Annotated in this window: 22 protein-coding genes; 8 read left to right on the top strand and 14 right to left on the bottom strand. The window is 33.1% G+C overall.

Features of this window, described 5'->3' with window-relative positions:
- Positions 1–17 precede the first annotated feature (17 nt).
- Together AAGV33_RS01125 and purH are read right to left on the bottom strand one after the other, a co-directional pair.
- Entirely contained in the window at positions 18–1,046 is a 1,029-nt protein-coding gene (locus tag AAGV33_RS01125) for a rod shape-determining protein (protein WP_026712801.1), read from the bottom strand.
- Between the two features lie 54 nt (positions 1,047–1,100).
- Positions 1,101–2,627: a bifunctional phosphoribosylaminoimidazolecarboxamide formyltransferase/IMP cyclohydrolase gene (gene purH / locus AAGV33_RS01120; RefSeq protein WP_373390061.1), complete on the bottom strand. Its 1,527-nt coding sequence runs from the start codon at positions 2,625–2,627 to the stop codon at positions 1,101–1,103.
- 193 nt (positions 2,628–2,820) lie between these two features.
- On the opposite strand from purH, the gene AAGV33_RS01115 reads away from it, so the two are divergent.
- A complete protein-coding gene (locus tag AAGV33_RS01115; protein ID WP_373390060.1) occupies positions 2,821–4,071 on the top strand; it encodes an ABC transporter permease in 1,251 nt (416 codons plus the stop codon).
- A 113-nt stretch (positions 4,072–4,184) separates the two neighbouring features.
- Here AAGV33_RS01115 and AAGV33_RS01110 read toward each other — a convergent pair whose 3' ends face one another.
- The 4 genes from AAGV33_RS01110 to tamL form a co-directional block, all read right to left on the bottom strand.
- Positions 4,185–4,775, bottom strand: coding sequence for a hypothetical protein (locus tag AAGV33_RS01110; protein ID WP_373390059.1), 591 nt, complete (start codon positions 4,773–4,775; stop codon positions 4,185–4,187).
- A gap of 87 nt (positions 4,776–4,862) precedes the next feature.
- Positions 4,863–5,717 (bottom strand): acetyl-CoA carboxylase, carboxyltransferase subunit beta, encoded by an 855-nt coding sequence (gene accD / locus AAGV33_RS01105; protein WP_373390058.1) that lies wholly within the window; start codon positions 5,715–5,717, stop codon positions 4,863–4,865.
- A gap of 105 nt (positions 5,718–5,822) precedes the next feature.
- A complete protein-coding gene (gene fbaA, locus AAGV33_RS01100) occupies positions 5,823–6,890 on the bottom strand; it encodes a class II fructose-bisphosphate aldolase (protein WP_373390057.1) in 1,068 nt (355 codons plus the stop codon).
- Between the two features lie 70 nt (positions 6,891–6,960).
- Positions 6,961–9,513, bottom strand: a complete 2,553-nt coding sequence (gene tamL, locus AAGV33_RS01095) for a translocation and assembly module lipoprotein TamL (RefSeq protein ID WP_373390056.1) — start codon at positions 9,511–9,513, stop codon at positions 6,961–6,963.
- 38 nt (positions 9,514–9,551) lie between these two features.
- Between tamL and AAGV33_RS01090 the strand changes: the two genes are divergently transcribed.
- On the top strand, positions 9,552–10,283 hold the full coding sequence (locus AAGV33_RS01090) for a TrmH family RNA methyltransferase (RefSeq protein WP_373390055.1): 732 nt from the start codon (positions 9,552–9,554) through the stop codon (positions 10,281–10,283).
- 2 nt (positions 10,284–10,285) lie between these two features.
- On the opposite strand, the gene porT is transcribed toward AAGV33_RS01090, so the two are convergent.
- Both porT and ubiE read right to left on the bottom strand, forming a co-directional pair.
- On the bottom strand, positions 10,286–10,987 hold the full coding sequence (gene porT / locus AAGV33_RS01085) for a type IX secretion/gliding motility protein PorT/SprT (RefSeq protein WP_461782326.1): 702 nt from the start codon (positions 10,985–10,987) through the stop codon (positions 10,286–10,288).
- Between the two features lie 17 nt (positions 10,988–11,004).
- Entirely contained in the window at positions 11,005–11,736 is a 732-nt protein-coding gene (gene ubiE / locus AAGV33_RS01080; RefSeq protein ID WP_373390054.1) for a bifunctional demethylmenaquinone methyltransferase/2-methoxy-6-polyprenyl-1,4-benzoquinol methylase UbiE, read from the bottom strand.
- A gap of 160 nt (positions 11,737–11,896) precedes the next feature.
- Here ubiE and AAGV33_RS01075 point away from each other — a divergent pair, with 160 nt between their 5' ends.
- Complete coding sequence (locus AAGV33_RS01075) at positions 11,897–12,232, top strand: hypothetical protein (protein ID WP_373390053.1); 336 nt, start codon at positions 11,897–11,899, stop codon at positions 12,230–12,232.
- A gap of 54 nt (positions 12,233–12,286) precedes the next feature.
- Here the strand turns inward: AAGV33_RS01075 and AAGV33_RS01070 are convergent, their stop codons facing one another.
- Together AAGV33_RS01070 and AAGV33_RS01065 are read right to left on the bottom strand one after the other, a co-directional pair.
- Positions 12,287–12,784 (bottom strand): dihydrofolate reductase, encoded by a 498-nt coding sequence (locus AAGV33_RS01070; RefSeq protein ID WP_373390052.1) that lies wholly within the window; start codon positions 12,782–12,784, stop codon positions 12,287–12,289.
- Between the two features lie 6 nt (positions 12,785–12,790).
- Positions 12,791–13,126, bottom strand: coding sequence for a 2TM domain-containing protein (locus AAGV33_RS01065; protein WP_373390051.1), 336 nt, complete (start codon positions 13,124–13,126; stop codon positions 12,791–12,793).
- Between the two features lie 237 nt (positions 13,127–13,363).
- Here AAGV33_RS01065 and AAGV33_RS01060 point away from each other — a divergent pair, with 237 nt between their 5' ends.
- Positions 13,364–13,660: an isoamylase early set domain-containing protein gene (locus AAGV33_RS01060; protein ID WP_373390050.1), complete on the top strand. Its 297-nt coding sequence runs from the start codon at positions 13,364–13,366 to the stop codon at positions 13,658–13,660.
- Positions 13,661–13,683: 23 nt separating this feature from the next.
- On the opposite strand, the gene AAGV33_RS01055 is transcribed toward AAGV33_RS01060, so the two are convergent.
- From AAGV33_RS01055 to AAGV33_RS01040, 4 genes are all read right to left on the bottom strand, one after another.
- The gene (locus AAGV33_RS01055; protein WP_373390049.1) at positions 13,684–14,508 is read right to left on the bottom strand and encodes a thymidylate synthase; all 825 of its coding nucleotides are present in this window, start codon (positions 14,506–14,508) and stop codon (positions 13,684–13,686) included.
- Positions 14,509–14,587: 79 nt separating this feature from the next.
- A complete protein-coding gene (locus AAGV33_RS01050) occupies positions 14,588–15,211 on the bottom strand; it encodes a bifunctional nuclease domain-containing protein (RefSeq protein WP_373390048.1) in 624 nt (207 codons plus the stop codon).
- 147 nt (positions 15,212–15,358) lie between these two features.
- Complete coding sequence (locus tag AAGV33_RS01045; protein ID WP_373390047.1) at positions 15,359–16,327, bottom strand: electron transfer flavoprotein subunit alpha/FixB family protein; 969 nt, start codon at positions 16,325–16,327, stop codon at positions 15,359–15,361.
- 77 nt (positions 16,328–16,404) lie between these two features.
- A complete protein-coding gene (locus AAGV33_RS01040) occupies positions 16,405–17,151 on the bottom strand; it encodes an electron transfer flavoprotein subunit beta/FixA family protein (RefSeq protein WP_373390046.1) in 747 nt (248 codons plus the stop codon).
- A 264-nt stretch (positions 17,152–17,415) separates the two neighbouring features.
- Between AAGV33_RS01040 and AAGV33_RS01035 the strand changes: the two genes are divergently transcribed.
- The 4 genes from AAGV33_RS01035 to AAGV33_RS01020 all read left to right on the top strand — a co-directional run bounded on the left by AAGV33_RS01035 (position 17,416) and on the right by AAGV33_RS01020 (position 24,179).
- Entirely contained in the window at positions 17,416–18,393 is a 978-nt protein-coding gene (locus AAGV33_RS01035) for a pyruvate dehydrogenase complex E1 component subunit beta (protein WP_373390045.1), read from the top strand.
- Positions 18,394–18,464: 71 nt separating this feature from the next.
- Positions 18,465–20,954: a DUF5686 and carboxypeptidase-like regulatory domain-containing protein gene (locus AAGV33_RS01030; protein WP_373390044.1), complete on the top strand. Its 2,490-nt coding sequence runs from the start codon at positions 18,465–18,467 to the stop codon at positions 20,952–20,954.
- Positions 20,955–21,074: 120 nt separating this feature from the next.
- Complete coding sequence (locus tag AAGV33_RS01025; RefSeq protein WP_373390043.1) at positions 21,075–21,605, top strand: inorganic diphosphatase; 531 nt, start codon at positions 21,075–21,077, stop codon at positions 21,603–21,605.
- Between the two features lie 108 nt (positions 21,606–21,713).
- A complete protein-coding gene (locus AAGV33_RS01020) occupies positions 21,714–24,179 on the top strand; it encodes a sodium-translocating pyrophosphatase (protein WP_373390042.1) in 2,466 nt (821 codons plus the stop codon).
- The last annotated feature ends 91 nt before the right edge of the window (positions 24,180–24,270 follow it).

Genomic DNA, 24,270 nt, shown 5'->3' with positions numbered 1-24,270 from the left:
ACTTTCCAGAAAACAGTTTATTTTATTAAGATGCTCTTAAATTTCCCAATGTTTTTCAGTGCCATTCCAGTTCCTCTAACTACAGCTCTTAACGGATCTTCTGCAATGTAAACAGGTAAATCTGTTTTTTGAGAAATACGTTTGTCTAAACCTCTAAGCATAGATCCTCCACCTGCAAGGTAGATTCCTGTGTTGTAAATATCGGCAGCTAATTCTGGAGGAGTTTGAGACAAAGTTTCCATTACAGCATCTTCAATTCGTTGGATTGATTTGTCTAAAGCTTTGGCAATTTCTCTATAAGAAACGTCCACTTGCTTTGGTTTTCCAGTTAATAAATCTCGACCTTGTACAGACATGTCTTCTGGAGGAGTTTCTAGATCTTCAATGGCGGCACCAATTTGGATTTTTATTTTCTCAGCAGTACTTTCTCCAACAAACAAGTTGTGTTGAGTACGCATATAATATACAATATCATTTGTGAAAACGTCACCGGCAATTTTTACTGATTTATCACATACAATTCCGCCTAATGCAATTACAGCAATTTCAGTTGTACCACCTCCAATATCAACAATCATGTTTCCTTTAGGTTGCATGATGTCAATTCCAATACCAATTGCAGCTGCCATTGGCTCATGAATCAAGTATACTTCTTTTCCGTTTACTCTTTCACAAGATTCTTTTACGGCTCTCATCTCTACTTCAGTAATTCCAGAAGGAATACAAACCACCATTCTTAAAGCAGGTGTAAACATTCTCTTTTTTAATGCAGGAATACTGTTGATAAACATTTTTATCATTTGTTCTGATGCATCAAAATCAGCAATTACACCGTCTTTTAAAGGCCTTATGGTTTTAATGTTTTCATGCGTTTTACCTTGCATTAGGTTAGCTTCTTTACCTACAGCGATAATTTTTCCTGTTATGCGGTTTCTGGCAACTATTGAAGGACTATCAATGACAACTTTATCATTATGTATGATTAGTGTATTAGCGGTACCAAGGTCTATCGCAATATCCTCGGTCATGAAATCAAAAAATCCCATACGATTTTTAGGGGTTTAAAAGTTAAAAATTAGGAGCAAACAAAGTTAGTCAAATTAATGTTTAAAATGACGTGTCCCTGTAAATACCATTGCCAAATTATTTTCGTTACAGTAGTCGATACTTAATTGATCCTTAATTGATCCTCCTGGTTGAATTACGGCTGTAATTCCAGCTTCTTTTGCAAGAGCTACACAGTCAGGGAAAGGGAAAAAAGCGTCGCTAGCCATAGACGCTCCAGTTAAATCAAATCCAAAGTGTTTTGCTTTTTCAACAGCTTGTTGTAGTGCATCTACTCTTGATGTTTGACCTGTTCCAGATGAAATCAAGGTTCCGTTTTTAGCGAAAACAATCGTATTTGATTTGGTGTTTTTACAAATTTTAGAAGCAAAAATTAAATCTTCAATTTCCTGTTCTGTTGGACTTGTAGTTGTAACGGTAGTTAAATCTTTTTTATTGTCTGTAATGTTGTTTCTTTCTTGAATTAACAATCCGTTTAGACAAGTACGAACTTGTTTTTGCGGTAACTCAACATTATTTTGAACTAAAATAATTCTGTTCTTTTTTTCTTGTAAAATAGTGGCAGCTTCGGTATCATATTCTGGAGCAATTACTACTTCGCAGAATAATTTGTTGATTTCTGTTGCTGTAGCTACATCAATTTTAGTATTCGAAATTAATACTCCTCCAAAAGCTGATGTTGGATCGCAAGCTAATGCAGCTAAATAAGCTTCGCTAATTGTTTTTCTAGAAGCTAATCCGCAAGCGTTGTTGTGTTTTAATATCGCAAATGTTGGTCCGTCAGTTTTGAATTCGTTGATCAAATTCACCGCAGCATCAACATCTAATAAATTGTTGTATGATAATTCTTTTCCGTGTAATTTTTTGAACATGGCGTCAAAATCTCCAAAGAAAAATCCTTTTTGGTGTGGATTTTCTCCGTAACGCAATATTTGACCATCGGCGATACTTGTTTTGAAGATAGTCTCGTCAGTATTAAAATAACCAAAAATAGCTCCGTCGTAATGAGATGATACGTGGAATGCTTTTGTAGCTAATAATTTTCTGTCTTCAAGAGTGGTTGCTCCATTTTGTTTTGTAATCATATCTAAGAACAAGCTGTACTCGTTCATGGAAGCTACAATTACAGTGTCTTTGAAGTTTTTTGCAGCAGCACGAATTAATGAAATTCCACCAATATCAATTTTTTCAATAATATCAGCTTCACTAGCTCCTGAAGCAACTGTTTTTTCGAATGGATATAAATCAACTATAACTAAATCAATTTGTGGAATGTTGAATTCCTCCATTTGTTGCACATCACTTGCATTGTCTTGACGGTTTAAAATTCCTCCAAAAACTTTTGGGTGTAATGTTTTTACTCTTCCTCCAAGGATGGATGGGTAAGAAGTAACTTCTTCAACTGGTACTACAGGAATGCCTAAATTTTTTATAAAGTCTTCTGTTCCTCCTGTTGAATAAAGAGTAACATTTTGACTGTGTAATAATTTAACAATAGGCTCAAGACCTTCTTTCGAAAAAACCGAAATTAATGCAGATTGAATTGTTTTAGATGTGCTCATGTATAGTTTTAATTATAAAATGCAAAAATAGTTTTTTAATGTGAAAATTAGCTATCTAGAAATGAGATAATTTAGAATTAATTAACTTTTTTTTTATCTGAATAAAATAGCTGTATTTTATTGTGTTAAAAGAGGTTTATATTAGGATTTTGAATAATATTTGTAGAATTTTACCTTGTTAAAAATAGTTTTTATGTTGTTATATCTTCGATTGTTGAAAGAAAGTTTTGCTTTTGCCATCAATGCACTACGAAATAATAAATTAAGGACCTTGCTTTCTCTGCTTGGTGTAACAATTGGAATTTTTTCCATCATTGCTGTATTGGCAGCAGTGGATTCATTAGACAGAAAAATTACTAATGATTTAAGCGGTTTAGATAAGAATACGATTTATTTGATGAAGTTTTCTTTTGGACCCTCGGATATTCCAAAATGGAAAAGAGAACAGTTTCCTAATGTTAAATATGATGAATATGTTTATTTGAAAGGAACGATGAATAATACTGCTCAGTTAGGATATCAGATTTTTACCAAATCAGAGAATATTAAATACGATTCTAAGGCGGTGAGCGATGTAAATATTGTTCCTGTTTCGGCTGAGTTTTCTGATATTGAAGCACTGGATTTTGAAAGAGGACGATTTTATAATGAATCGGAAGCAAATTCGGGAGCAAAAGTTATTGTAATTGGAAATGAAATTGCGACTTCTTTATTTGATGGAGCTGATCCTGTAGGGAAAGATGTGAGATTGTATGGACAGCGTTTTACTGTAATAGGTGTGCTTACTAAAAAAGGTGCAGGGCTTTTTGGAGATAGCAATGATTCATCAGTTTATATTCCAGTTAATTTTATCCGACAAAAATTTGGAGATAATAATACTTCGTTAACCAATGTTATTGTTTTTAAACCGGTAGAAGGTGTGGATATGGAAGCCTATAAAGCAGAGATTTCGCAAAAATTACGAGCCTATCGCGGAATTAAAGCGGGAGAAATTGACAATTTTTTTATTAATGTGTTTTCTGGATTTACTGATTTGATTGACGGAATTATAGGGAGTATGAAGTTAGGAGGCTGGGTAATCAGTGGTTTTTCTCTTTTGGTTGGAGGTTTCGGAATTGCAAATATTATGTTTGTTTCGGTAAAAGAACGAACGCATTTAATTGGAATTCAAAAATCATTAGGAGCTAAAAATAGATTTATCTTGTTTCAGTTTTTGTTTGAAGCCATTATTTTATCGGTTATTGGTGGACTAATAGGTTTGTTATTGGTTTGGGGAATTGCAGTTGGTTTAACCAAAGCCTTAGATTTTGAATTTGTTCTAGAATTGGATAATGTTCTTTTAGGAACTGGATTAGCTGGAATAATAGGATTGATTTCGGGAATTTTGCCTGCCATTTCAGCTTCTAAATTAGATCCTGTGGAAGCGATTAGAACGGGAATGTAGTTTTAGATTGCAGAATTTAGAATTTTTCGTAAAGTCATTGCGAGGAACGAAGCAATCTCATGATTTAATTTCGTCCTGTTTCGAGAAATTTGTAAGTTGGCATGGAGTGTTTTTTATTTATAAAATTTGATTTTAGTTTTATCCCATTTGATGCTATCTGAAAAATAATATTCATTGTTTTTCTTATATTTTAGAACAGTATCTTCTTCTTGTGTTGTTCTCCTTATTTTAAAAGCGTCTATTTTACTTGATAGGGAATTGTTTAAAAATGTTAATATTTTATTGAAATTCTTATTGTTAATAGTGTCTTTTTCAGATGCAATAATGATTTGTCTTTGACGTTCCGTCTTGTTGGAAATGTTTAGTTTAATAAAGTCTATGCAGCTATTATTAGGTATTTTAATGATTTCAATGGGTTTAAGATTAATGAAGTCAGGAATTGTGTCTGTTTCTGATTCGATACAGTGCCATGGAACAGCTTCCTTTTGATAAAAATAGAAATCACCATTTTTATCTATAATTATCTGATTGTGAAAATAAAATTCAGGCGGCGGTGGAGGTATGTTTTGTTTTTTTAAATGAGTTAAAATTTTTTTGTCTTTTTGAGAAATTATATAAGGAGAGTGTGCTTTTTTGTTTTCTTCTTTTTTAGCACAATTCCCAAAAAGCAAACAAATCATAAAGCCTAAAATTATTCTTTTCATAATCTAACATTTGAAATAAAGATATAAAAAAATCCCATTTGCAATTTATTTAGCAAATGGGATTTTGTATTTATAGTGAATCAGAAATTATCTAATTTCATTATTCTGAATCAAATCAATATACAAGTTAATCTTGTCTTTTAATTCTTTTCTGGCGGTTATAAAGTCTAAGAAACCGTGCTCTAAAAGAAATTCAGCTGTTTGAAAGCCTTCAGGTAAATCTTTACCAGTAGTGTCTTTTACAACACGTGGTCCGGCAAATCCAATTAAGGCTCCAGGCTCAGCAATGTTGATGTCTCCTAGCATAGCGTAAGATGCAGTTGTTCCTCCAGTTGTTGGATCGGTACACAATGAAATGTAAGGCAATTTTGCTTCTGAAAGTTGGGCTAATTTTACTGATGTTTTGGCTAATTGCATTAAAGAATAAGCGGCTTCCATCATTCTGGCTCCTCCTGATTTAGAAATCATTACAAAAGGCAATTGGTTTTTGATAGCATGATCAATTCCTCTGGCAATTTTTTCACCTACAACAGCTCCCATAGAACCTCCGATGAATGCAAAATCCATACAACAGATTACTACGTCTTTACCTTTAGATTTTCCAACTCCAGTACGCACAGCGTCTTTTAGTTTGGTTTTTTCCATAACGTCTTTCAAACGATCTGCATATTTCTTTGTATCCACAAAGTTCAAAGGATCTTTTGAAGTGATGTTAGGATCTAATTCGGTAAATTTATTGTTATCGAATAAGATCTCAAAATAAGTAGCACTACCTATTCTTACGTGGAAACCATCTTCAGGGCTTACAAATAAGTTGCGTTCTAGTTCATCGGCATCAATAATTTTTCCAGTAGGAGATTTGTACCAAAGTCCTTTTGGAACGTCCATTTTCTGTTCGGTAGGAGTTGTGATCCCTTTTTCTTGTCTTTTAAACCAAGCCATAATTAAGTTAGAAGTTAGAAGTTAGAAGTTGGAAGTAAAATCCGTTTCTAACTTCTTATTAATATTTTTATTTTACTTCGTACTTCGTATATTGTATTTCGTACTTTATAGAGTATTTACGTTATTCAAGTCAGCAAAAGCTTGTTCCAGTCTTGTGTTGAAAGTAACTTCTCCTTCACGCAACCATTTTCTTGGATCGTAGTATTTTTTGTTTGGAGCATCAGCACCAGTTGGGTTACCAATTTGAGTTTTCAAATAATCGATGTTGTCTACCATGAAATCACGAATTCCTTCAGTGAAAGCAAATTGTAAATCAGTATCAATATTCATTTTGATAACTCCGTAGCTAATTCCTTCTCTAATTTCTTCAAGTGTAGAACCTGATCCACCGTGGAAAACAAAATCAACTGGATTGTGTCCTGTGTTGAATTTAGTTTGAACGAAATCCTGAGAGTTTTTCAAGATTTTTGGAGTTAATTTTACGTTTCCTGGCTTGTAAACACCGTGAACGTTTCCAAAAGCAGCAGCAATAGTAAATTTTGGACTTACTTTAGAAAGTTCTTCGTAAGCATAAGCTACTTCTTCTGGTTGTGTGTATAATTTTGAACTATCAACATCAGAATTGTCAACACCATCTTCTTCACCACCTGTAATTCCAAGTTCGATTTCTAATGTCATTCCTATTTTGCTCATTCTTTCTAGGTAAGTTTTGCAAATTTCGATGTTTTCTTCAATAGGTTCTTCAGATAAGTCAATCATGTGAGAACTGAATAATGATTTTCCAGTAGCTGCAAAATGCTCTTCTGAAGCGTCTAATAAACCGTCAATCCAAGGCAATAATTTTTTAGCGCAGTGATCAGTATGCAAAATTACAGTTGCTCCGTAAGCTTCTGCTAAAGCGTGAATGCTTTTTGCTCCTGCAATTGCTCCTGCAATTGCCGCTTTTTCTCCCGCATTAGAAAGTCCTTTTCCCGCATTAAATTGTGCTCCTCCATTTGAGAATTGGATAATAACTGGAGCGTTTAATTTTGCAGCTGTTTCAAGAACACCATTAATAGTATTCGATCCTGTAACGTTTACAGCAGGAAGTGCAAAACCTTTTTCTTTAGCGTAGTTAAAGATTTCTTGTACTTGATCTCCCGTTGCTACACCTGCTTTTATGTTGTGTGCCATCTTGTTTTTTGTTTTTAGTGTTAGATTTTTGTTTTTAGTTTAAGTTCGCAAAAATAAGAATTTATTAGCATTAGAACGGATAATTTATACCAAAATTTAAAACACTGTGTCCAAAATTATAATCTCTAAACCATTTTTTACCCGATTCATCAGCAGGATTATAGGTTTTGAAACCAAAATCAAATCGGACAACAAAGAAGTTTAAATCGTATCTAAGACCAAATCCTGAACCTAAAGCGGTATCTTCTAAGCTTGCTAAATTGTTAAAAGTTGCTTTTTCGTCGATTACGTTGTCAAAAACATTCCAGATATTTCCAGCATCAGCAAATATAGCTCCTTTTAAATCACCCAAAATTTTAAATCTAAATTCGGCACTTGCAGCAATTTTCATATTGGCTTCATTAAAATCATTTGTAGCACCGCTACGTCCTGGTCCAAGACTATAAGGTTGCCAGGCACGGTTGTCATTTGAACCTCCTGAGAAATAACTTCGAGAAAACGGAATGTAATTAGAATTTCCAAAAGGAATAGCAATACCAAAAAAGGTGCGAACTGCCAGTACTTTTTCATGGCTTAGATCCCAATGTTTAATGAAATCAAATTCGGTTTTGATGTATTCTGAATATTCTAAATTAAATATTTCGCGATTTCCATTTTGATTTGTTTTTAGGTTTGTAGCATTTCCAAATAATGATAATAAAGAACCTGCTGATTCTATTTTGGTTTTAAAAAGATAGAAATCATTATCAGCTAAATCCGTTTTTGTTGTTTTGCTAAACGAAAAATTGGTAGCAAGAATAAAATCGTTTTCAGTTAATCGGACTCTTCTTTCTTCAATGCTTCTTACTTCTCTTAAATCATTGTTAGAAGGTGTGAAATCTTGGTTTCCTTCCAGAACATCTCTGGTAAAACCTCTTGTTCCTGATTCAATTTTTAAATTGCCATCTTCAAAATATTCTGTGTTTACAGGATAATTTTTTGCAATTTCGTTTAACGCATTGTAAGAGGAACCGTAAACATTAAAGTAATTTGGAGCATTTAAGTTACGTACAAATTGAATGTTTAAAAGGTCAAAACGAGCAGTGTTGTATCTTTTAGGATTCCAATTGTAAGTAAAAGTTCCCGTGAAATTTTCTTTGTCTAATCCAATGTTCTTTTGCGTAGCATAACCTACACCAATTAGAGTTGATGGAATCATACTTTTTGGGATGATTTTTTCAGTAGAAAACGGCATGAATATTCTAGGGAAATTCAGTTTGAAATCGATTCCGTATTCAGAAACATTAAAAAATTGGTTGTTAGGATTGGCTAAATCTCTGGAAGAACCAATATTTGCTCTGGTAGAGATTTCTAGTGTTTCGGCTCCATTAAAAATATTTCTAATGCTTAGCGATGGACTAAACGAAATTCCAATATCCTGAATATTAGAATGGGTAAGGTCAAATGAAGCTTGAAGACTATACTTTTTTCTTGGTGTTAAATAAATTTTTGCAATAAGCGAATTATGAAGCGTATCTTTTTTATCTACTTCATATTGAATACTTGGTGGATTAAATATTTTAAGATTCGTTAAATACCTGGACGTTAATACAGTTTTGTAATCGGCAAATTCATTTCCCTTAGTAATAAAAATAGCATCAGTTATAGCATAGGGTTTGTACTTTAATTTTTCACGACTGTACAAGTTGAAATTTTGATAAGAAATACTGTCTGTAATATTCTGTTTGCTTGTATTGGGCAAATAATCAGTGTAGATGTTTACGCTGCTAATTTTGTATAATTTAAAATCTTCTGTTTTTGTAGAATCATTGTCTTGATAGCTGTAATCACTAATGTTTATATTAACATTGGCTTTGTTTTTTTTACCAATTGTATCAATGTCGAAAACAATTGAAGTAGGCTGAAAATAATAAGCACCGTGATTTCTAAAATAAGTAGTGAGACGGTTTTTTTCTTCTGAAAAATCAACGGTTTTGTATTGTTTTCCTGATTCAATTAAGGTGTTTTCCTTTGTAATTGTGTACAAAGAATCTAATTCAGGAGAGCTAATGTTTGTTCTTATAGAATCTAAAACATAGGCGTTGTTAGTTGTAATTTCGTATTTAACTCTTCCTCTTTTTAGACTCAGCGTATCTTGTTCTGAGCTGACTTTAACATCAAAATGACCATTGTTAAAGTAATAATATCTTAGTCTCGAAAGTGATTTTCGAGTTCTTGATGAGTCAATAATAACAGGTGGTTCTCCTGTTTTCTTTAAAAATTCATGAATTCCATTGTATAAAAAAGATTTTCCCAATCGATCAACTTGTTTTGCCGATAACCATTTTGCTTTACGCTCGTATTTTCCAGGATTATTGGTAAATTTTGCTTGATAAGTAGAATCTGGATTTAAATTGGCTAAATTATATAAATTCAATCGCAAACGATAGCCTAATAAGGTACTATTTGGTTTTTGGTACAATTGATTATGAACGTCTTCGTCATTGACTTTTTTGCCATTTACTAAAATTTGATTCTTTACAAGGAGTTGTTTTCCTTCCGGAACTCTTTTTTCGGCGTTACAGGCAGATATAATTATTCCTATTAGAATAAATAGTGATATTTTTGTTGAAATTTTTTTCAAGAGGTTTAAAATAATTTAATTCAAAAGTACATATTTTTATGGTTAGTAGAAACCAAATAAAACTTATAACTAGTTTACAGCAAAAAAAGTATAGAATAATTAATCAATTATTTTTTGCTGAAGGAGTAAAAGTCATTCAGGAGCTTTTACGGTCTAATTTTGAATTAGAACATTTGTACACTACGCAGTATGATTTTGAAGCAGTTTTAGAAAATAAAAAATCATTAATCCATGAGAATGATTTAAAAAAAATCAGTGCTTTAACAACTCCTAATAGTTGTTTGGCCGTTTTTAAAATCCCAGAAGAAAAACCAATTTTAGAGTCAGGATTAATCATAGCATTAGATGATGTAAGAGATCCAGGGAATATAGGAACCATTTTGAGATTGTGCGATTGGTTTGGAATCAAACAAGTAATTTGTTCTAAAGAAACAGTTGATATTTACAATCCTAAAGTAGTTCAGGCCACCATGGGTTCTATTACCAGAGTGAATGTTAGTTATGTTGATTTGATCGAATATATTTCTCAAACTAAATTGCCTGTTTTTGGTACTTTTATGGATGGCGATAATATTTACAAAAAGACTTTACCTCAAGAAGCAATTATTGTTATGGGGAACGAAGCTAATGGTATTTCAGAAGGCATTGAAGAAATAATTCAAAGCCGACTTTCAATTCCTCGTTTTGGAGATTTACAACAAGCAGAAAGTCTCAACGTAGCTACTGCAACAGGAATTATTCTGAGTGAATTTAAACGAAATTTAGCCTGATTTTAATGAAACGTAAAGTTAATTAGAATTGCTCTATTTTTTAGAGACTCTATGTTTCCTGTCCAGGGACTGTTAGGATCATTGTCTCTAATAAGTTCGTCTTTAAGACCAAAACAGCCTCGGATAGACGGAGAAAATATAAAATATTCAGAGAAAAAATCGATTCCAAAGCCTATTTCATAATTAGAAGTCCATGATTTTACTCTGAATCTTTGTTGCACATTATCATCAATTGATTTTGCATTTGAGGATAAATTTAATGTAGATGAAACACCTCCCAAAAGATAAGGACGAATGTTCCCTGTACGCACTGATGAAAATTTTAACAGCAGCGGAAAATGAATATAGGTACTATTTACATCTCGGATTGCATCTACTTCACGAGTTAAATCAGGATAATGTAGTGTTCTTTTAGTGTAATACAAACCGGGTTCAAAACGAAGATTAATGTATTCTTGTAATTTTAAATCAGTAACAACGCCTACATTAAAACCCGTTGTTTTTTCTACCTGTATGTCTTGTCCTACGGTTTTATAATCAATTTTAAAATCAAAAGAGTTAAAGCCTAAGTAATATCCAAAATACACTCGTTGTTTATGGAAATTTTCTAAATGGATAATTGGGTCTTTACTAAACATACCTTTAGACTGTGAATGTCCCATGAAAGAAAGTAAGAATAAGATAAAGACAATAATGTTTTTCATTTTAAGGAGAACTTTGGTTATTTTTTAGATGCTACATAAATAGTGGCTACGCCAAAAGTTTGTGGCATTGCTTTTACATCTATAAACCCAGTTTTTCTCAAAATATTGTTCAGCGCTTCGCCATAAGGGAATGCAGCAGCAGATTCGGATAAGTACCCATAAGCAACGTTGTCTTTTGAGAATAATTTTCCAATAATAGGAAGGATGTTTTTACTGTAAAAGTTATAACCTTGTTTGTAAGGTGTTTTTTCAGGAACCGAAGTTTCTAAAATTACAAAAGTGCCATTAGGTTTTAGAACGCGTAATATTTCGCTTAAACCTTTTTCTAAATTTTCAAAATTTCGAACTCCAAAAGCAACTGTAATGGCATCAAAATAATTCTCTGCAAAAGGAATGTTTTCCGAATCGCCTAAAATCATTTCGATAGTGTTAGATAAATTTTTATCAGCAATTTTTTTCACGCCTACTTCCAACATTCCTGCCGAGATGTCTAAACCAGTTATTTTTTTAGCTTTGGTTTCTGCCATCAAAATAGCAAGATCTCCAGTTCCTGTAGCAATATCTAATATGGTTTCTGGATTAGTATCGGCAACAATTTTCAAGACTTTTTTTCTCCATTTTACGTCTATTCCAAAAGAAATAACACGATTCAAATTGTCATAATTTCCTGAAATAGTATCAAACATTTTAGCAACCTGTTCTTTTTTGCCTAATTCAGAGTTTTTATATGGGGTGATGTTTTTAGCCATTTTTTAAATTTTGACAAATATACTATAATGCCTTTTAAGTTGGTATTCAAATTGACTTTCAATTCAACGATAAATACTTTTTATTTGTTTTTTTAAATTTTTTGAAATATCACTAAAAGTGGGTATTGTATGACAGATTAAGAATCTCGAAATTTACCAAATGAATTTATTTGCAATAACTAATAAAGAATTAGTAGTTCAACTCAAATGGTTATTTTTTGCGTTGATGATTTCATTTGTTCCTGTAATTTATTTTGACGGTGCTGCTTTAGTTCGAAGCCGTGCTTTAATAGAAACGCAAAATACGTTCTTAGGATTGAATTTATTTTTGGAAATTTTAATTTTCTTTGCCTTTACTACCTTCGTGGTATTTGGTATTAAAGGTTTTTTTGAGATGTTTTCTCAAAAAATGTCAAATAGTATTATTTTCGTTTCGGGAATGGGTTTACTATTTGTAAATTTAGTATTGTTGGGTCAAATTATTTTACAAGGTTAGAACCTTTTTCTAAATTATTATTGCGCAATTTGAGTTTTAGAGAAAACACCTCTTTTATTGAGGTGTTTTTTGTTTTCTAATATAAGTTTTAAAACTATAATCATAAAGATGTTTTTCATCTTTAGTTTGAAAATCGCTATTTACTAGTTCCCAATCGTCTAATTTTATTTCAGGAAAAAAAGCATCTGCTTCAAAAGAATGATGAACTACGGTGAGTTCTATTTTGTCTGAAAAGGGTAGGGCTAATTGATAAATTTCGCCTCCGCCAATGATAAAAGCTTCTTCGTTTTTAGGACATTTTTCAATTGCTCTTTCAATGCTATCAACTACTATGCAACCTTCGGCTTGATAATCAGCTTGTCGTGTAATAATTATATGAGTACGATTTGGCAATGGTTTTGGGAAACTTTCAAAAGTTTTTCTTCCCATTATTATATGATGAGCTGTAGTTAAATTTTTAAATCTTTTAAAATCATTAGGCAAATGCCAAACTAATTGGTTGTTTTTTCCAAGCGCCCTGTTTTCGGCAGCTGCCGCAATCATTGTAATCATTAGTACTTATTTAGTAGGAGGTTCTTCGTTTATTTGGTTGCTTAATTCGGCAATTTTCTTTTCTTGCAAGGCAACTAATCGGTCAATTTGTTCTCTTTCCCAATTTTTATTCATAAAACGATCTGTAATAAAAACTTTGATAAAATGTAAAATAAATACAAATAACCAAGCTGTAATTAACCAAATATGCCAATTTGCACCTTGGTTAAAGTTGAAAACTTTAGTAGAAACAAATAGAAACAAAGCCACTAAAAACAATAAAACAAAATGAAAATAAACTATTCTTTTTTGTTTTATACGTTTTCGGGCATATTCGTATAACTCATGTTGTTCAGATTTCATAGCATATTTTTTTTGTTTATAAAGATAAAATTTAATTTGGAAATCTTTAATGATGCCAGTTAAATTTTAGGATTAAGTCTTTGGAATTTTGTTTTTTTAAAATATAATCCTTTTAAATTTGATAAATTGGTTTGTTTTTAACATTTTATTAAGCATTATCCTAAAACTTACATAGGGGTATTTAAACTTCAATTAAATTGATTTACTTTGCCTCATAATTCTAAAAATGAAACAGTTATGTCGATTAAAAAACAATTCATAAAGTCAAAGCCAGTTTGTAAAGTTACATTTTCTATTGAGGCAAAAGAAGCGGCTCAGGTTGCGGTTGTTGGTGATTTTAATAATTGGAATCCAGAAGAAGGTGCTTTAAGTAAATTAAAAAACGGTACTTTTAAAGGTGCTTTTGATTTAAGTAAAGATGCAGCTTACGAATTCAAATACTTAGTTGACGGAGAATATATCAACGAAAGTGAAGCAGATTCTTTTAAGTGGAATGAATTTGCAGGAACAGAAAATAGCGTTTTAGAGGTTTAATCTAAAACGCTTTTTTTTATAGTTTAAACAGCTACGTTTCCTTTTATCGTCTCGTGAGGTTCATAACCTACAAGAGTAAAATCGCTGTAATCAAAATCGAAGATGTTTTTTATCTCTGGGTTTAAGATCATTTTTGGTAATGGTCTTGGTTCACGTGATAATTGTAATTCTAGTTGTTCAAAATGATTGTTGTAAATGTGTGCGTCACCAAAAGTGTGGATGAAATCTCCAGCTTCTAAGTCGCATACTTGTGCAATCATCATAGTCAGAAGTGCATAAGAAGCAATATTGAAAGGAACACCTAAAAAGATGTCGGCACTTCTTTGATAAAGTTGGCAAGACAATTTTCCGTCAGCAACATAAAATTGAAAGAAAGCATGACATGGAGGTAATGCAGCTTTGTTATTGGCTACATTTTCTTCAAATGACTTTTTTGTATCTGGTAAAACCGAAGGATTCCATGCTGAAACCAGCATTCTTCGGCTATTAGGATTAGTTTTTAATTCTTGGATTAAATCAGAAATCTGGTCGATTTCTTCACTATTCCAGTTGCGCCATTGATGACCATAAACGGGGCCTAAATCGCCATTTTCATCTGCCCAGGCATCCCAAATTTTTACTCCATTTTCTTTTAGATAACTAATATTAGTTTCTCCTTTTAAAAACCAAAGCAATTCGTAAATAATAGATTTAAGATGTAATTTTTTAGTGGTAACCATTGGAAAACCTTCACTTAAATCAAAACGCATTTGGTAACCAAAAACACTTTTAGTTCCAGTTCCAGTTCGGTCGCCTTTTTGGCAGCCGTTTTCCATAACGTGTTTTACTAAATCTAGATATTGCCTCATAACTGTTTATTCGGTTATTCGGTTATTCGGTAAATTGTTAAATCGATTAATCGAATAAACAAATCTACGATTAACCCATTTACGATTCTCTTTTTGAAATTTCGTCTCTTATGTTTGCAGCCTTTTCATAGTCTTCCTGTTCCACAGCCTGAATTAATAAATCGTTTAATTCCTGAAGACTAAATTTGATGTAAGCCCGACCGCTATTTTCAGATTCTGCGGTAAAAGATTCTGGATTGGAAATAATGTCATCCATTTGCTGGTTTTCTTTATCGCCGTCTGAAGGATTTGTTTTTAGGTAAATACCCGCTTTGTCCAGGATGTTTTTATAAGTAAAAATTGGAGCGCTAAAACGTAATGCCAATGCAATAGCATCAGAAGTTCTGGCGTCTATTATTTCTTCAATTTTATCTCTTTCGCAAATAATACTAGAGTAAAATACGCCATCAACCAGTTTGTGAATAATTACTTGTTTGACCACGATATCAAATCGTTCAGCAAAATTTTTAAACAAATCATGAGTTAGTGGACGCGGTGGTTTTATTTCTTTTTCTAAAGCAATGGCAATAGATTGGGCTTCAAAAGCACCTATTACAATAGGCAGTTTTCTTTCGCCGTCTACTTCATTCAAAATCAAAGCGTAGGCTCCATTTTGTGTTTGGCTGTATGAAATTCCTTTTATGGATAATTTGACTAAGCTCATAATTGTTGAAATGAAAAATCTAGGTTTTTTTAATTCTGAATTCTTTTGGGCAAATTTAGGTTGCAATATTAATTAAAAAATCTGCCAATAAGCAAAGATACGATTATCTTATTTTATTGGACAGAATTATTTTAATGAGCCGCTACATTATGCGTTTTGCGCCTTGTATTCTTTTAGTTTTTCTATTAATCTTGGAACAACATCAAAAGCATCGCCTACAATTCCGTAGTCAGCTACTTTAAAGAAAGGAGCTTCAGCATCACTATTGATAACCACTTTTACTTTAGAAGCATTGATTCCGGCGATGTGTTGAATGGCTCCAGAAATTCCAACTGCAATGTATAAATTGGTCGCAACAGGTTTTCCTGTTTGCCCTACGTGTTCAGCGTGAGGTCTCCATCCTAAGTCCGAAACTGGTTTAGAACAAGCTGTTGCAGCTCCTAAAACAGCGGCTAGATCTTCGATTAAGTTCCAGTTTTCCGGACCTTTTAATCCGCGTCCACCCGATACTACAATATCAGCATCGGCAATAGATACTTTTCCTGATGCTTTTTCAACTGATTCTACTTTTATTCCAAAATCATGGTCTCCAATGCTTGGGCTGAAAATTTCTTCGGATAAAGTAGATGCGTTTTCGAAAATACCATAAGAGTTTTTAGCTAAGCCAATTACTTTTATATCCGTATTGATTTCGGTTATGTTGAATGCTTTACTAGAAAAAGCGTTTCTTTTTACTTGAAAAGGAGCCGTGTTGATTGGTAATCCTACTACGTTTGATGCAAAACCTGCTTCTAGACTTACTGCAAGTAGCGAAGAGAGGTAAATACTGTTTGTACTGGAAGATAGAATAACTAGTTTTGTGTTTTCTTGTTGAGCTGCTTGTTTGATAACGTCAGCATAAGCTTTAGCGTTAAATTCAGCTAGCTTATCGTTGTTTATTTTTAATACTTTATCGACTCCGTATTTAGATAATTCAGAAACGTTTTCGATATTCACCGTTAAGGCAGTTACAGTAGTTCCTAGAGATTCGGCTACTTTTTTTGCATAAGAAGCGATTTCAAAAGCTACTTTTTTAAATTTTCCTTCGGCTGATTCGGCATATATTAATATTGACATGATGATTTTAGATTTTAGATTAACGATTTTAGATTTCAGATTTTTTGAACTGAATACTAAAAACTAATTACGGAATACTAGATAACCTTTGCTTCGTTGTGCAACAAATTAATTAATTCGTCTAAGTTGTCAGGAGCAATCATTTTTACTGCTGATTTTGGAGCAGGTTTTTCGAATTTTACTGCTTTTGTGTTGATGGCAACGTCAATTGGTTCTACAACATTTAGCACTTTTGTTCTGGCCGTCATAATTCCTCTCATATTTGGAATACGCAAATCTTTTTCTTCAACAATGCCTTTTTGACCACCAATAATTAATGGTAATGAAGTAGAAATACTTTCTTTTCCACCGTCAATTTCGCGAACTGCTTTTACATTTGTTCCGTCAACAGTAATGTTGATACAAGAATTTAGGAAATTGTAATCTAAAATACCAGCAACCATTCCAGGAACCATTCCTCCATTATAATCTAAAGATTCTTTTCCTGCAATTACTAAATCGTAAGCGCCTGATTTTATTACTTCGGCTAATTGTTTGGCAACAAAAAATCCGTCTGTAGGTGTTGCATTGATACGAATGGCTTCGTTAGCTCCAATGGCTAAAGCTTTTCTTAATGTAGGTTCTGTTTCTGGACCGCCCACGTTTACTACAGTTACCGTAGCTCCTTGTTGTTCTTGAAACCAAATGGCACGAGTTAATCCAAATTCATCATTAGGATTGATTACATATTGAACGCCGTTCGTATCAAATTCGGTATCGCCGTTAGTAAAGTTGATTTTTGAGGTAGTATCAGGAACATGACTGATGCAAACTAGTATTTTCATGTTTGGATATTTTATAAATTTCGTAGATTGAGTTACAAAATTAGAACAATATTTCGAATAATTTGGTATCAAAAACTACTTACCATTGCCGCAATATTGTTTTTATTTGTTTGATTCCTGTAAAATAACAGAATAAATGCGAGATATTCACATACCTAATATAAGATGTTAGAATTTAGAACGGATTATTTAAGTTAAATTGTGCTTTAAATGGTTTAAAATATTTATTTTTGCTCTTCAGAAAATTCAACATACAATATAAATATGAGAACAATACAATTTAGAGAGGCCATTTGCGAAGCGATGAGCGAAGAAATGCGTCACGATGAATCCATATATTTAATGGGCGAAGAAGTTGCAGAATACAACGGAGCATACAAAGCTTCAAAAGGAATGCTTGCTGAATTTGGCGAAAAAAGAGTAATCGATACTCCAATTGCTGAGCTTGGTTTTACAGGAATTGCCGTAGGTTCAGCAATGAATGGTTGTAGACCAATTGTAGAATATATGACTTTCAACTTTTGTTTAGTTGGTATTGATCAAATTATAAATAACGCTGCTAAAATGCGTCAAATGACAGGAGGACAGTTTAATGTGCCGATTGTTTTTCGTGGGCCAACTGCTTCTGCAGGACAATTAGGAGCAACTCACTCTCAGGCTTTAGAAAACTGGTTTGCTAATACTCCAGGTTTAAAAGTAATTGTTCCTTCAAATCCTTATGATGCCAAAGGACTTTTAAAATCAGCTATTCGTGATAATGATCCTGTAATTTTTATGGAATCAGAGCAAATGTATGGTGACAAAGGAGAAGTTCCTGAAGGTGAATATACTATTCCAATAGGTGTTGCTGATATTAAAAGAGAAGGAACTGATGTAACTATTGTTTCTTTTGGAAAAATCATTAAAGAAGCTTTTATTGCTGCTGATCAATTAGCTAAAGAAGGAATTTCTTGTGAAGTTATTGATTTAAGAACCGTTCGTCCAATGGATAACGAAGCAATTTTAAAATCAGTTAAAAAAACAAATCGTTTAGTGATTCTTGAAGAAGCTTGGCCATTTGCAAGTATTTCTTCTGAAATTACTTATATTGTTCAAGAGCAAGCATTTGATTTCTTAGATGCACCAATTCAAAGAATCACAACTGCAGATGCACCAGCACCTTATTCTCCAGTATTGTTGAAAGACTGGTTGCCAAACGCAGCTGATGTTGTTAAGGCAGTAAAAAAAGTAATGTATAAATAAATACATAATCAAATACTATTAAGGCTTCATCTTACGTTTGTTTGATGAAGCTTTTTTGTTAATTCTACTATATGGATAAGAAGTACCTGTTTTTTGTTCTATTTTTTATATTGTCTGTATTTTCAACACTTTTTGCTCAAACTAAAGTGAGCGGAATGGTGGTAGATAAATCAAATCAACCTGTTCCTTTTGCCAATGTTGTTTTAAAAGGATCAAATTTAGGTGTAATGTCTAATGAAGATGGGCGTTTTTATATAGAATCACCTACCACTTTTACAACTTTAAAAGTGACTTCAGTAGGTTTTTCCGATAGAGAAATTACATTAGAAAAAGCGATAAATTACAATTTTATAGTGCAGCTAAATGATGTTGAAGAGCTAAAAGAAGTTGTTATATATACTGGAAAAACATCTAAAAAGAACAATCCAGCATTGGATATTCTGAGAAAAATTTGGGAAAGAAAACGAAAAAACGGATTGTATCAGTTTGATCAGTACCAAATGGAGAAGTACGAAAAAGTAGAATTCGACATGAATACTATTGATAGTGCTTTTATGAAAAGTAAGGTTTTCAAAGGAATGGAATTTGTTTTCAAACATGTGGATACATCCAGAGTTACTGGAAAAACCTACTTACCTATTTTTATCAACGAATCTTTATCAGACGTTTATGGTAGTAATAAACTAAAGAAAGTAAAAGAGAAATTAAAAGCCAATAAAAATTCCGGATTTAGCGATAATCAACAAATTTTATCTTTTGTAAAAGACTTGTATTCGGATTATGATATTTACAACAATCACTTAACTTTTTTTGATAAAAGTTTTACTAGTCCATTGTCAAAAACAGGAATTGATGTCTATAATTATGTGTTGACGGATAGTGCTTTTATTGATAAAAAATGGTGTTACAATATATTATTTTATCCAAGACGTAAAAATGAGTTGACTTTTAAAGGAGACTTTTGGGTGAACGATACCACTTTTGCTATCAAAAAAATTAATATGGCAGTAACTAAAAGTGCTAATATTAACTGGGTAAAAGATATTTATATCGAACAAGAATTTGAGGTGCAAAATGACTCTGTTTTCTTGTTGACTCGTGATCACATGATGTCGGATTTTGCTTTAAATAAGAAAGAAGAATCTAAAGGTGTTTATGGAAAGCGAACTACTTTGTACCAAAATCATAAGTTCAATATCGAACAACCTGCTTCTTTTTACAGAGATGAGGTAAATTATATTGACAATGAAGTATACAATAAGTCCGACAGGTATTGGGATGAAAACCGTTTCGAAAACTTGAACAAAGACGAAAGAGGCGTTTATAAAATGCTGGATACTTTGCAAACAGTCAAGAAATTCAAGCAGTTGTATAATTTGGTTTCTATTTTAGGAAGTGGTTATGTTCAGTTTGGTCACATTGATTTTGGACCTATATTTTCGACGTTTGGTTTTAATGAGGTGGAAGGAATTAGACTGCGAGCAGGAGGAAGAACATATTTTGGTCCTAATGATGTCTGGCGTTTGCAAGGATATACTGCTTATGGATTTGACGACAATAAATTCAAATATGGGATTTCTGGAAAATGGATGGTCGATAAGAAAAATCGATTGATCATTTCAGGAGGAAATAGAAGAGATGTTGAGCAAATTGGAGCCAGTTTGACCACTACAAATGATGTTTTGGGTAGAAGTTTTGCATCCTCGGCATTGTTTTCTACAGGAAACAACGGTAAACTTACCAATATAAATTTGACAAATGTAGCTGTCGAAATTGAACCCGTTAAAAACTTAACTTTTCAAACAGGATTTTCGTATCGAACTTTAGAATCAGCTTCAAATACATTTAGTTTAGATTATTACACCGATGCATCACAAACTACTACAAACAGCGAGGTAAAACAATCAGAAGTTAATTTTCAGGTAGAGTTTTCGCCGAATAGAAAAACCATTGGTTATGGAGTAGAAAGAGATAATGTAGATAGTCCTTTCAGTCGTTTTTATGTCAATTTTAGTCATGGTTTTAAAGGTTTACTGGATAGTGATTTTAAATATGAAAAAATCCAATTGTATTACAAACAACCTATTATCATTGGTCCTTTAGGAAGGTCAAATGTAATTATGGAATTTGGAAAAACTTTTGGAACAGTGCCATTAGGTTTGTTGAGTGTTATTCCAGGAAATCAATCGTATTTTTCGATTGAAAACACCTTTAATAATTTGAATTTTTACGAATTTGTAAGTGATCAATACGCTACGTTGCAATGGGAACATAACTTTGGAGGGCGAATATTTTCAAGAATTCCTTTCATGAGGAAATTAAACTGGAGAGAAATTATTGGAGTAAGAACAGTCTATGGAACCATATCAGAAGCTAATAGAGCCATCAATGCTTCGGGACTGGTTTACAAAGCTCCAGAGAATGCTTACTGGGAATACAGTGCCGGAATTGGGAATATTTTCAAAGTCTTGCGTATCGATTTTACGTGGAGAGGAAATTATTTGAACGTTCCTGATGCCCAGCGTTTTTCAGTAAAAGGTTCCTTTGGCTTTTACTTCTAAAATAAAAGAAAAACAAATCAAATGTTTTGAGTGTCTTTTAGATAGAAATGTTTTGCTATAAATAAGGAATTAAATTACTTTTGTGCCCAAATAGAAAATCAATTTAAGATAATAAATAAAATGACTGCAGACAAAATAAACACTTTCGATGTTCTTATCGAAATTCCAAGAGGAAGTAGAAATAAGTATGAATATGATTTCGAAATCAAAAGAATGCGTTTTGATAGAATGTTATTCTCTTCAATGATGTATCCAGCTGATTACGGATTTATTCCAGAAACATTAGCTTTAGACGGAGATCCATTAGATGTATTGGTATTAATCAATGAGCCAACTTTTCCTGGATGTGTTATAGAAGTAAAACCTATTGGAGTTTTCCACATGGCAGATGATAAAGGACCGGACGAAAAAATTATTTGTGTACCCGTTTCTGATCCAATTTGGAATTCATTAAATGATTTATCAGATATCAACCCGCACTTATTAAAAGAAATTGAGCATTTCTTCCAGGTTTATAAAGATCTTGAAAACAAAAAAGTAGATGTTGAAGGATGGGGAAATTTAGATGAAGCTAAAGCTATCATTAAAGAATGTACGGATCGTTTCAATGCAATTGAAAATAAAGCAGAAGGATTATTTAGTATTAAATAATTTTTAGACCATAAATTTGTAAAAAAAGCAATATTCCTCCGGAGTATTGCTTTTTTTGTTTAAATTCGTTTGTATACTGTTGATTATTAACCTTAACCAAATGAATTTATGAATGAATTTATGATTTATTTGCCAATAGTTATGGCAATTATTGGACTGCTGTTTATGTCAATTAAAAGGACTTGGGTTCTAAAACAAGATGCCGGAGATGGTAAGATGGCAACTATATCCGAACACATTTATGAGGGAGCGCTCGCTTTTCTCAAGGCGGAATACCGATTGCTAACCATCTTTGTAATTTTAGCAAGCATCGTACTGGCGGGAATTACTTTTTTGCCAGGAGTTAAAACACATTTATTAATAGTAATTGCATTTATTTTTGGAGCTTTCTTTTCGGCTTTAGCTGGAAACATGGGAATGAGGATAGCCACTAAAACGAACGTAAGAACAACACAGGCGGCTCGTACAAGTTTGTCTCAGGCATTAAAGGTTTCTTTTGGCGGAGGTACAGTTATGGGCTTAGGAGTTGCAGGATTAGCTGTGCTAGGTTTGACAGGATTTTTTATTTTCTTTTTTCAGGTTTTTATGGGAGGTGTCTGGACTGACACCGAAGGAATGACGGTTGTACTGGAAACACTTGCTGGATTTTCTTTAGGAGCTGAATCGATTGCCTTATTTGCTCGTGTTGGCGGAGGAATTTATACTAAAGCTGCCGATGTAGGTGCTGATTTAGTGGGTAAAGTAGAAGCAGGAATTCCCGAAGATGATCCGCGTAATCCAGCTACTATTGCTGATAATGTTGGGGATAATGTGGGTGATGTTGCTGGTATGGGTGCCGATTTATTTGGTTCTTACGTAGCAACGGTTTTGGCAGCAATGGTTTTAGGGAATTATGTAATAAAAGATATGGGTGGAAACATTCAGGATGCTTTTGGCGGAATTGGTCCTATTTTATTACCAATGGCAATTGCTGGTTTCGGAATTTTATTTTCAATTATTGGAACCATGTTGGTGAAAATTTCGGATGATAATGCTAAAGAAGCCCAGGTACAAACCGCATTAAATAAAGGAAATTGGGTTTCTATTATTTTAACGGCTTTAAGCTGTTATTTCTTAGTACAATATATGTTGCCAGCGACAATGAAAATGGAATTTTTTGGAGAAGGAATAAAAGATATTTCTTCTATGAGAGTTTTCTATGCTACCATTATAGGTTTAATTGTGGGTGGTGCTATTTCTTCGGTGACAGAATATTATACAGGATTGGGTACAAAACCAGTTTTAGCAATTGTGCAAAAATCAGCAACAGGAGCGGGAACTAACGTTATTGCAGGTTTAGCAACCGGAATGATTTCTACTTTTCCAACGGTTTTATTGTTTGCAGCAGCAATTTGGTCTTCGTATGCTTTGGCTGGTTTTTACGGAGTGGCTTTGGCAGCATCAGCAATGATGGCAACAACAGCAATGCAATTAGCTATTGATGCTTTTGGACCAATATCAGATAACGCAGGTGGAATTGCTGAAATGAGCGAATTACCAAAAGAAGTACGTACCAGAACCGATATTTTAGATTCTGTTGGAAATACTACCGCTGCAACTGGAAAAGGATTTGCAATAGCTTCAGCGGCATTGACTTCATTAGCTTTATTTGCTGCTTATGTAACTTTTACAGGTATTGACGGAATCAATATTTTTAAAGCACCAGTATTAGCGATGTTATTTGTCGGCGGAATGATTCCTGTCGTTTTTTCGGCTTTAGCTATGAATTCTGTTGGAAAGGCTGCGATGGATATGGTGTATGAAGTGCGTCGTCAATTCAAGGAAATTCCCGGAATTATGGAAGGAACAGGAAAGCCAGAATATGGAAAATGTGTCGAGATTTCGACAAAAGCTGCTTTACGCGAAATGATGTTACCTGGGATTTTGACTATTGGTTTTCCAATTGCGATTGTGCTTTTAGGAAAATTAGTTTACGGAGATAACAATCAGTTAATTGCTGAAATGCTTGGCGGTTATATGGCTGGAGTTACTGTTTCGGGAGTGCTTTGGGCTGTTTTCCAAAATAATGCTGGAGGCGCATGGGATAATGCTAAGAAATCTTTTGAAGCTGGAGTTTTAATTAATGGAGAGATGACTTACAAAGGTTCGGATGCACATAAAGCAGCAGTAACTGGAGATACGGTGGGTGATCCTTTCAAAGATACTTCTGGGCCTTCAATGAATATTTTGATTAAGCTGACTTGCTTGATAGGTTTAGTTATCGCTCCAATTTTAGGAAACGGAAGTCATACTATTGCCACAACGGCTTCTTGTTGTACTACAATGGGAACTTGTACTTCGATGTCTGAGGAGGAATGTATAGCCAAAGGTTGTACAAATAAAAACTGTGTGCATCATGTACATGCTGGCTCAGCAATGACCGATGCTGTTTCTAAAGAAGTTACTATTGAAAAAATAAATGTTGATGGAAAAGTAAAAGCTACTATTACCACTACATTAAATGGAAAAGTTGATGTTCAAAGTTTTGAAGGAACTGATGAAGAAGTTCAGGCAAAAATTGATGTTTTGAAGTAATATTTAAAGACTCTATTATGTAAAAATGCCTCGCAATTTGCGAGGCATTTTTTATTATATCATCATTTTACTTTTAAAAAAATACATAAAA

This window comes from Flavobacterium magnesitis, assembly GCF_041729735.1.
In the GTDB taxonomy this organism is placed as follows: Bacteria; Bacteroidota; Bacteroidia; order Flavobacteriales; family Flavobacteriaceae; genus Flavobacterium; species Flavobacterium magnesitis.
The sequence above is the reverse complement of the archived record's forward strand: the minus strand, read 5'-3'. Positions and strand labels throughout refer to the sequence as shown.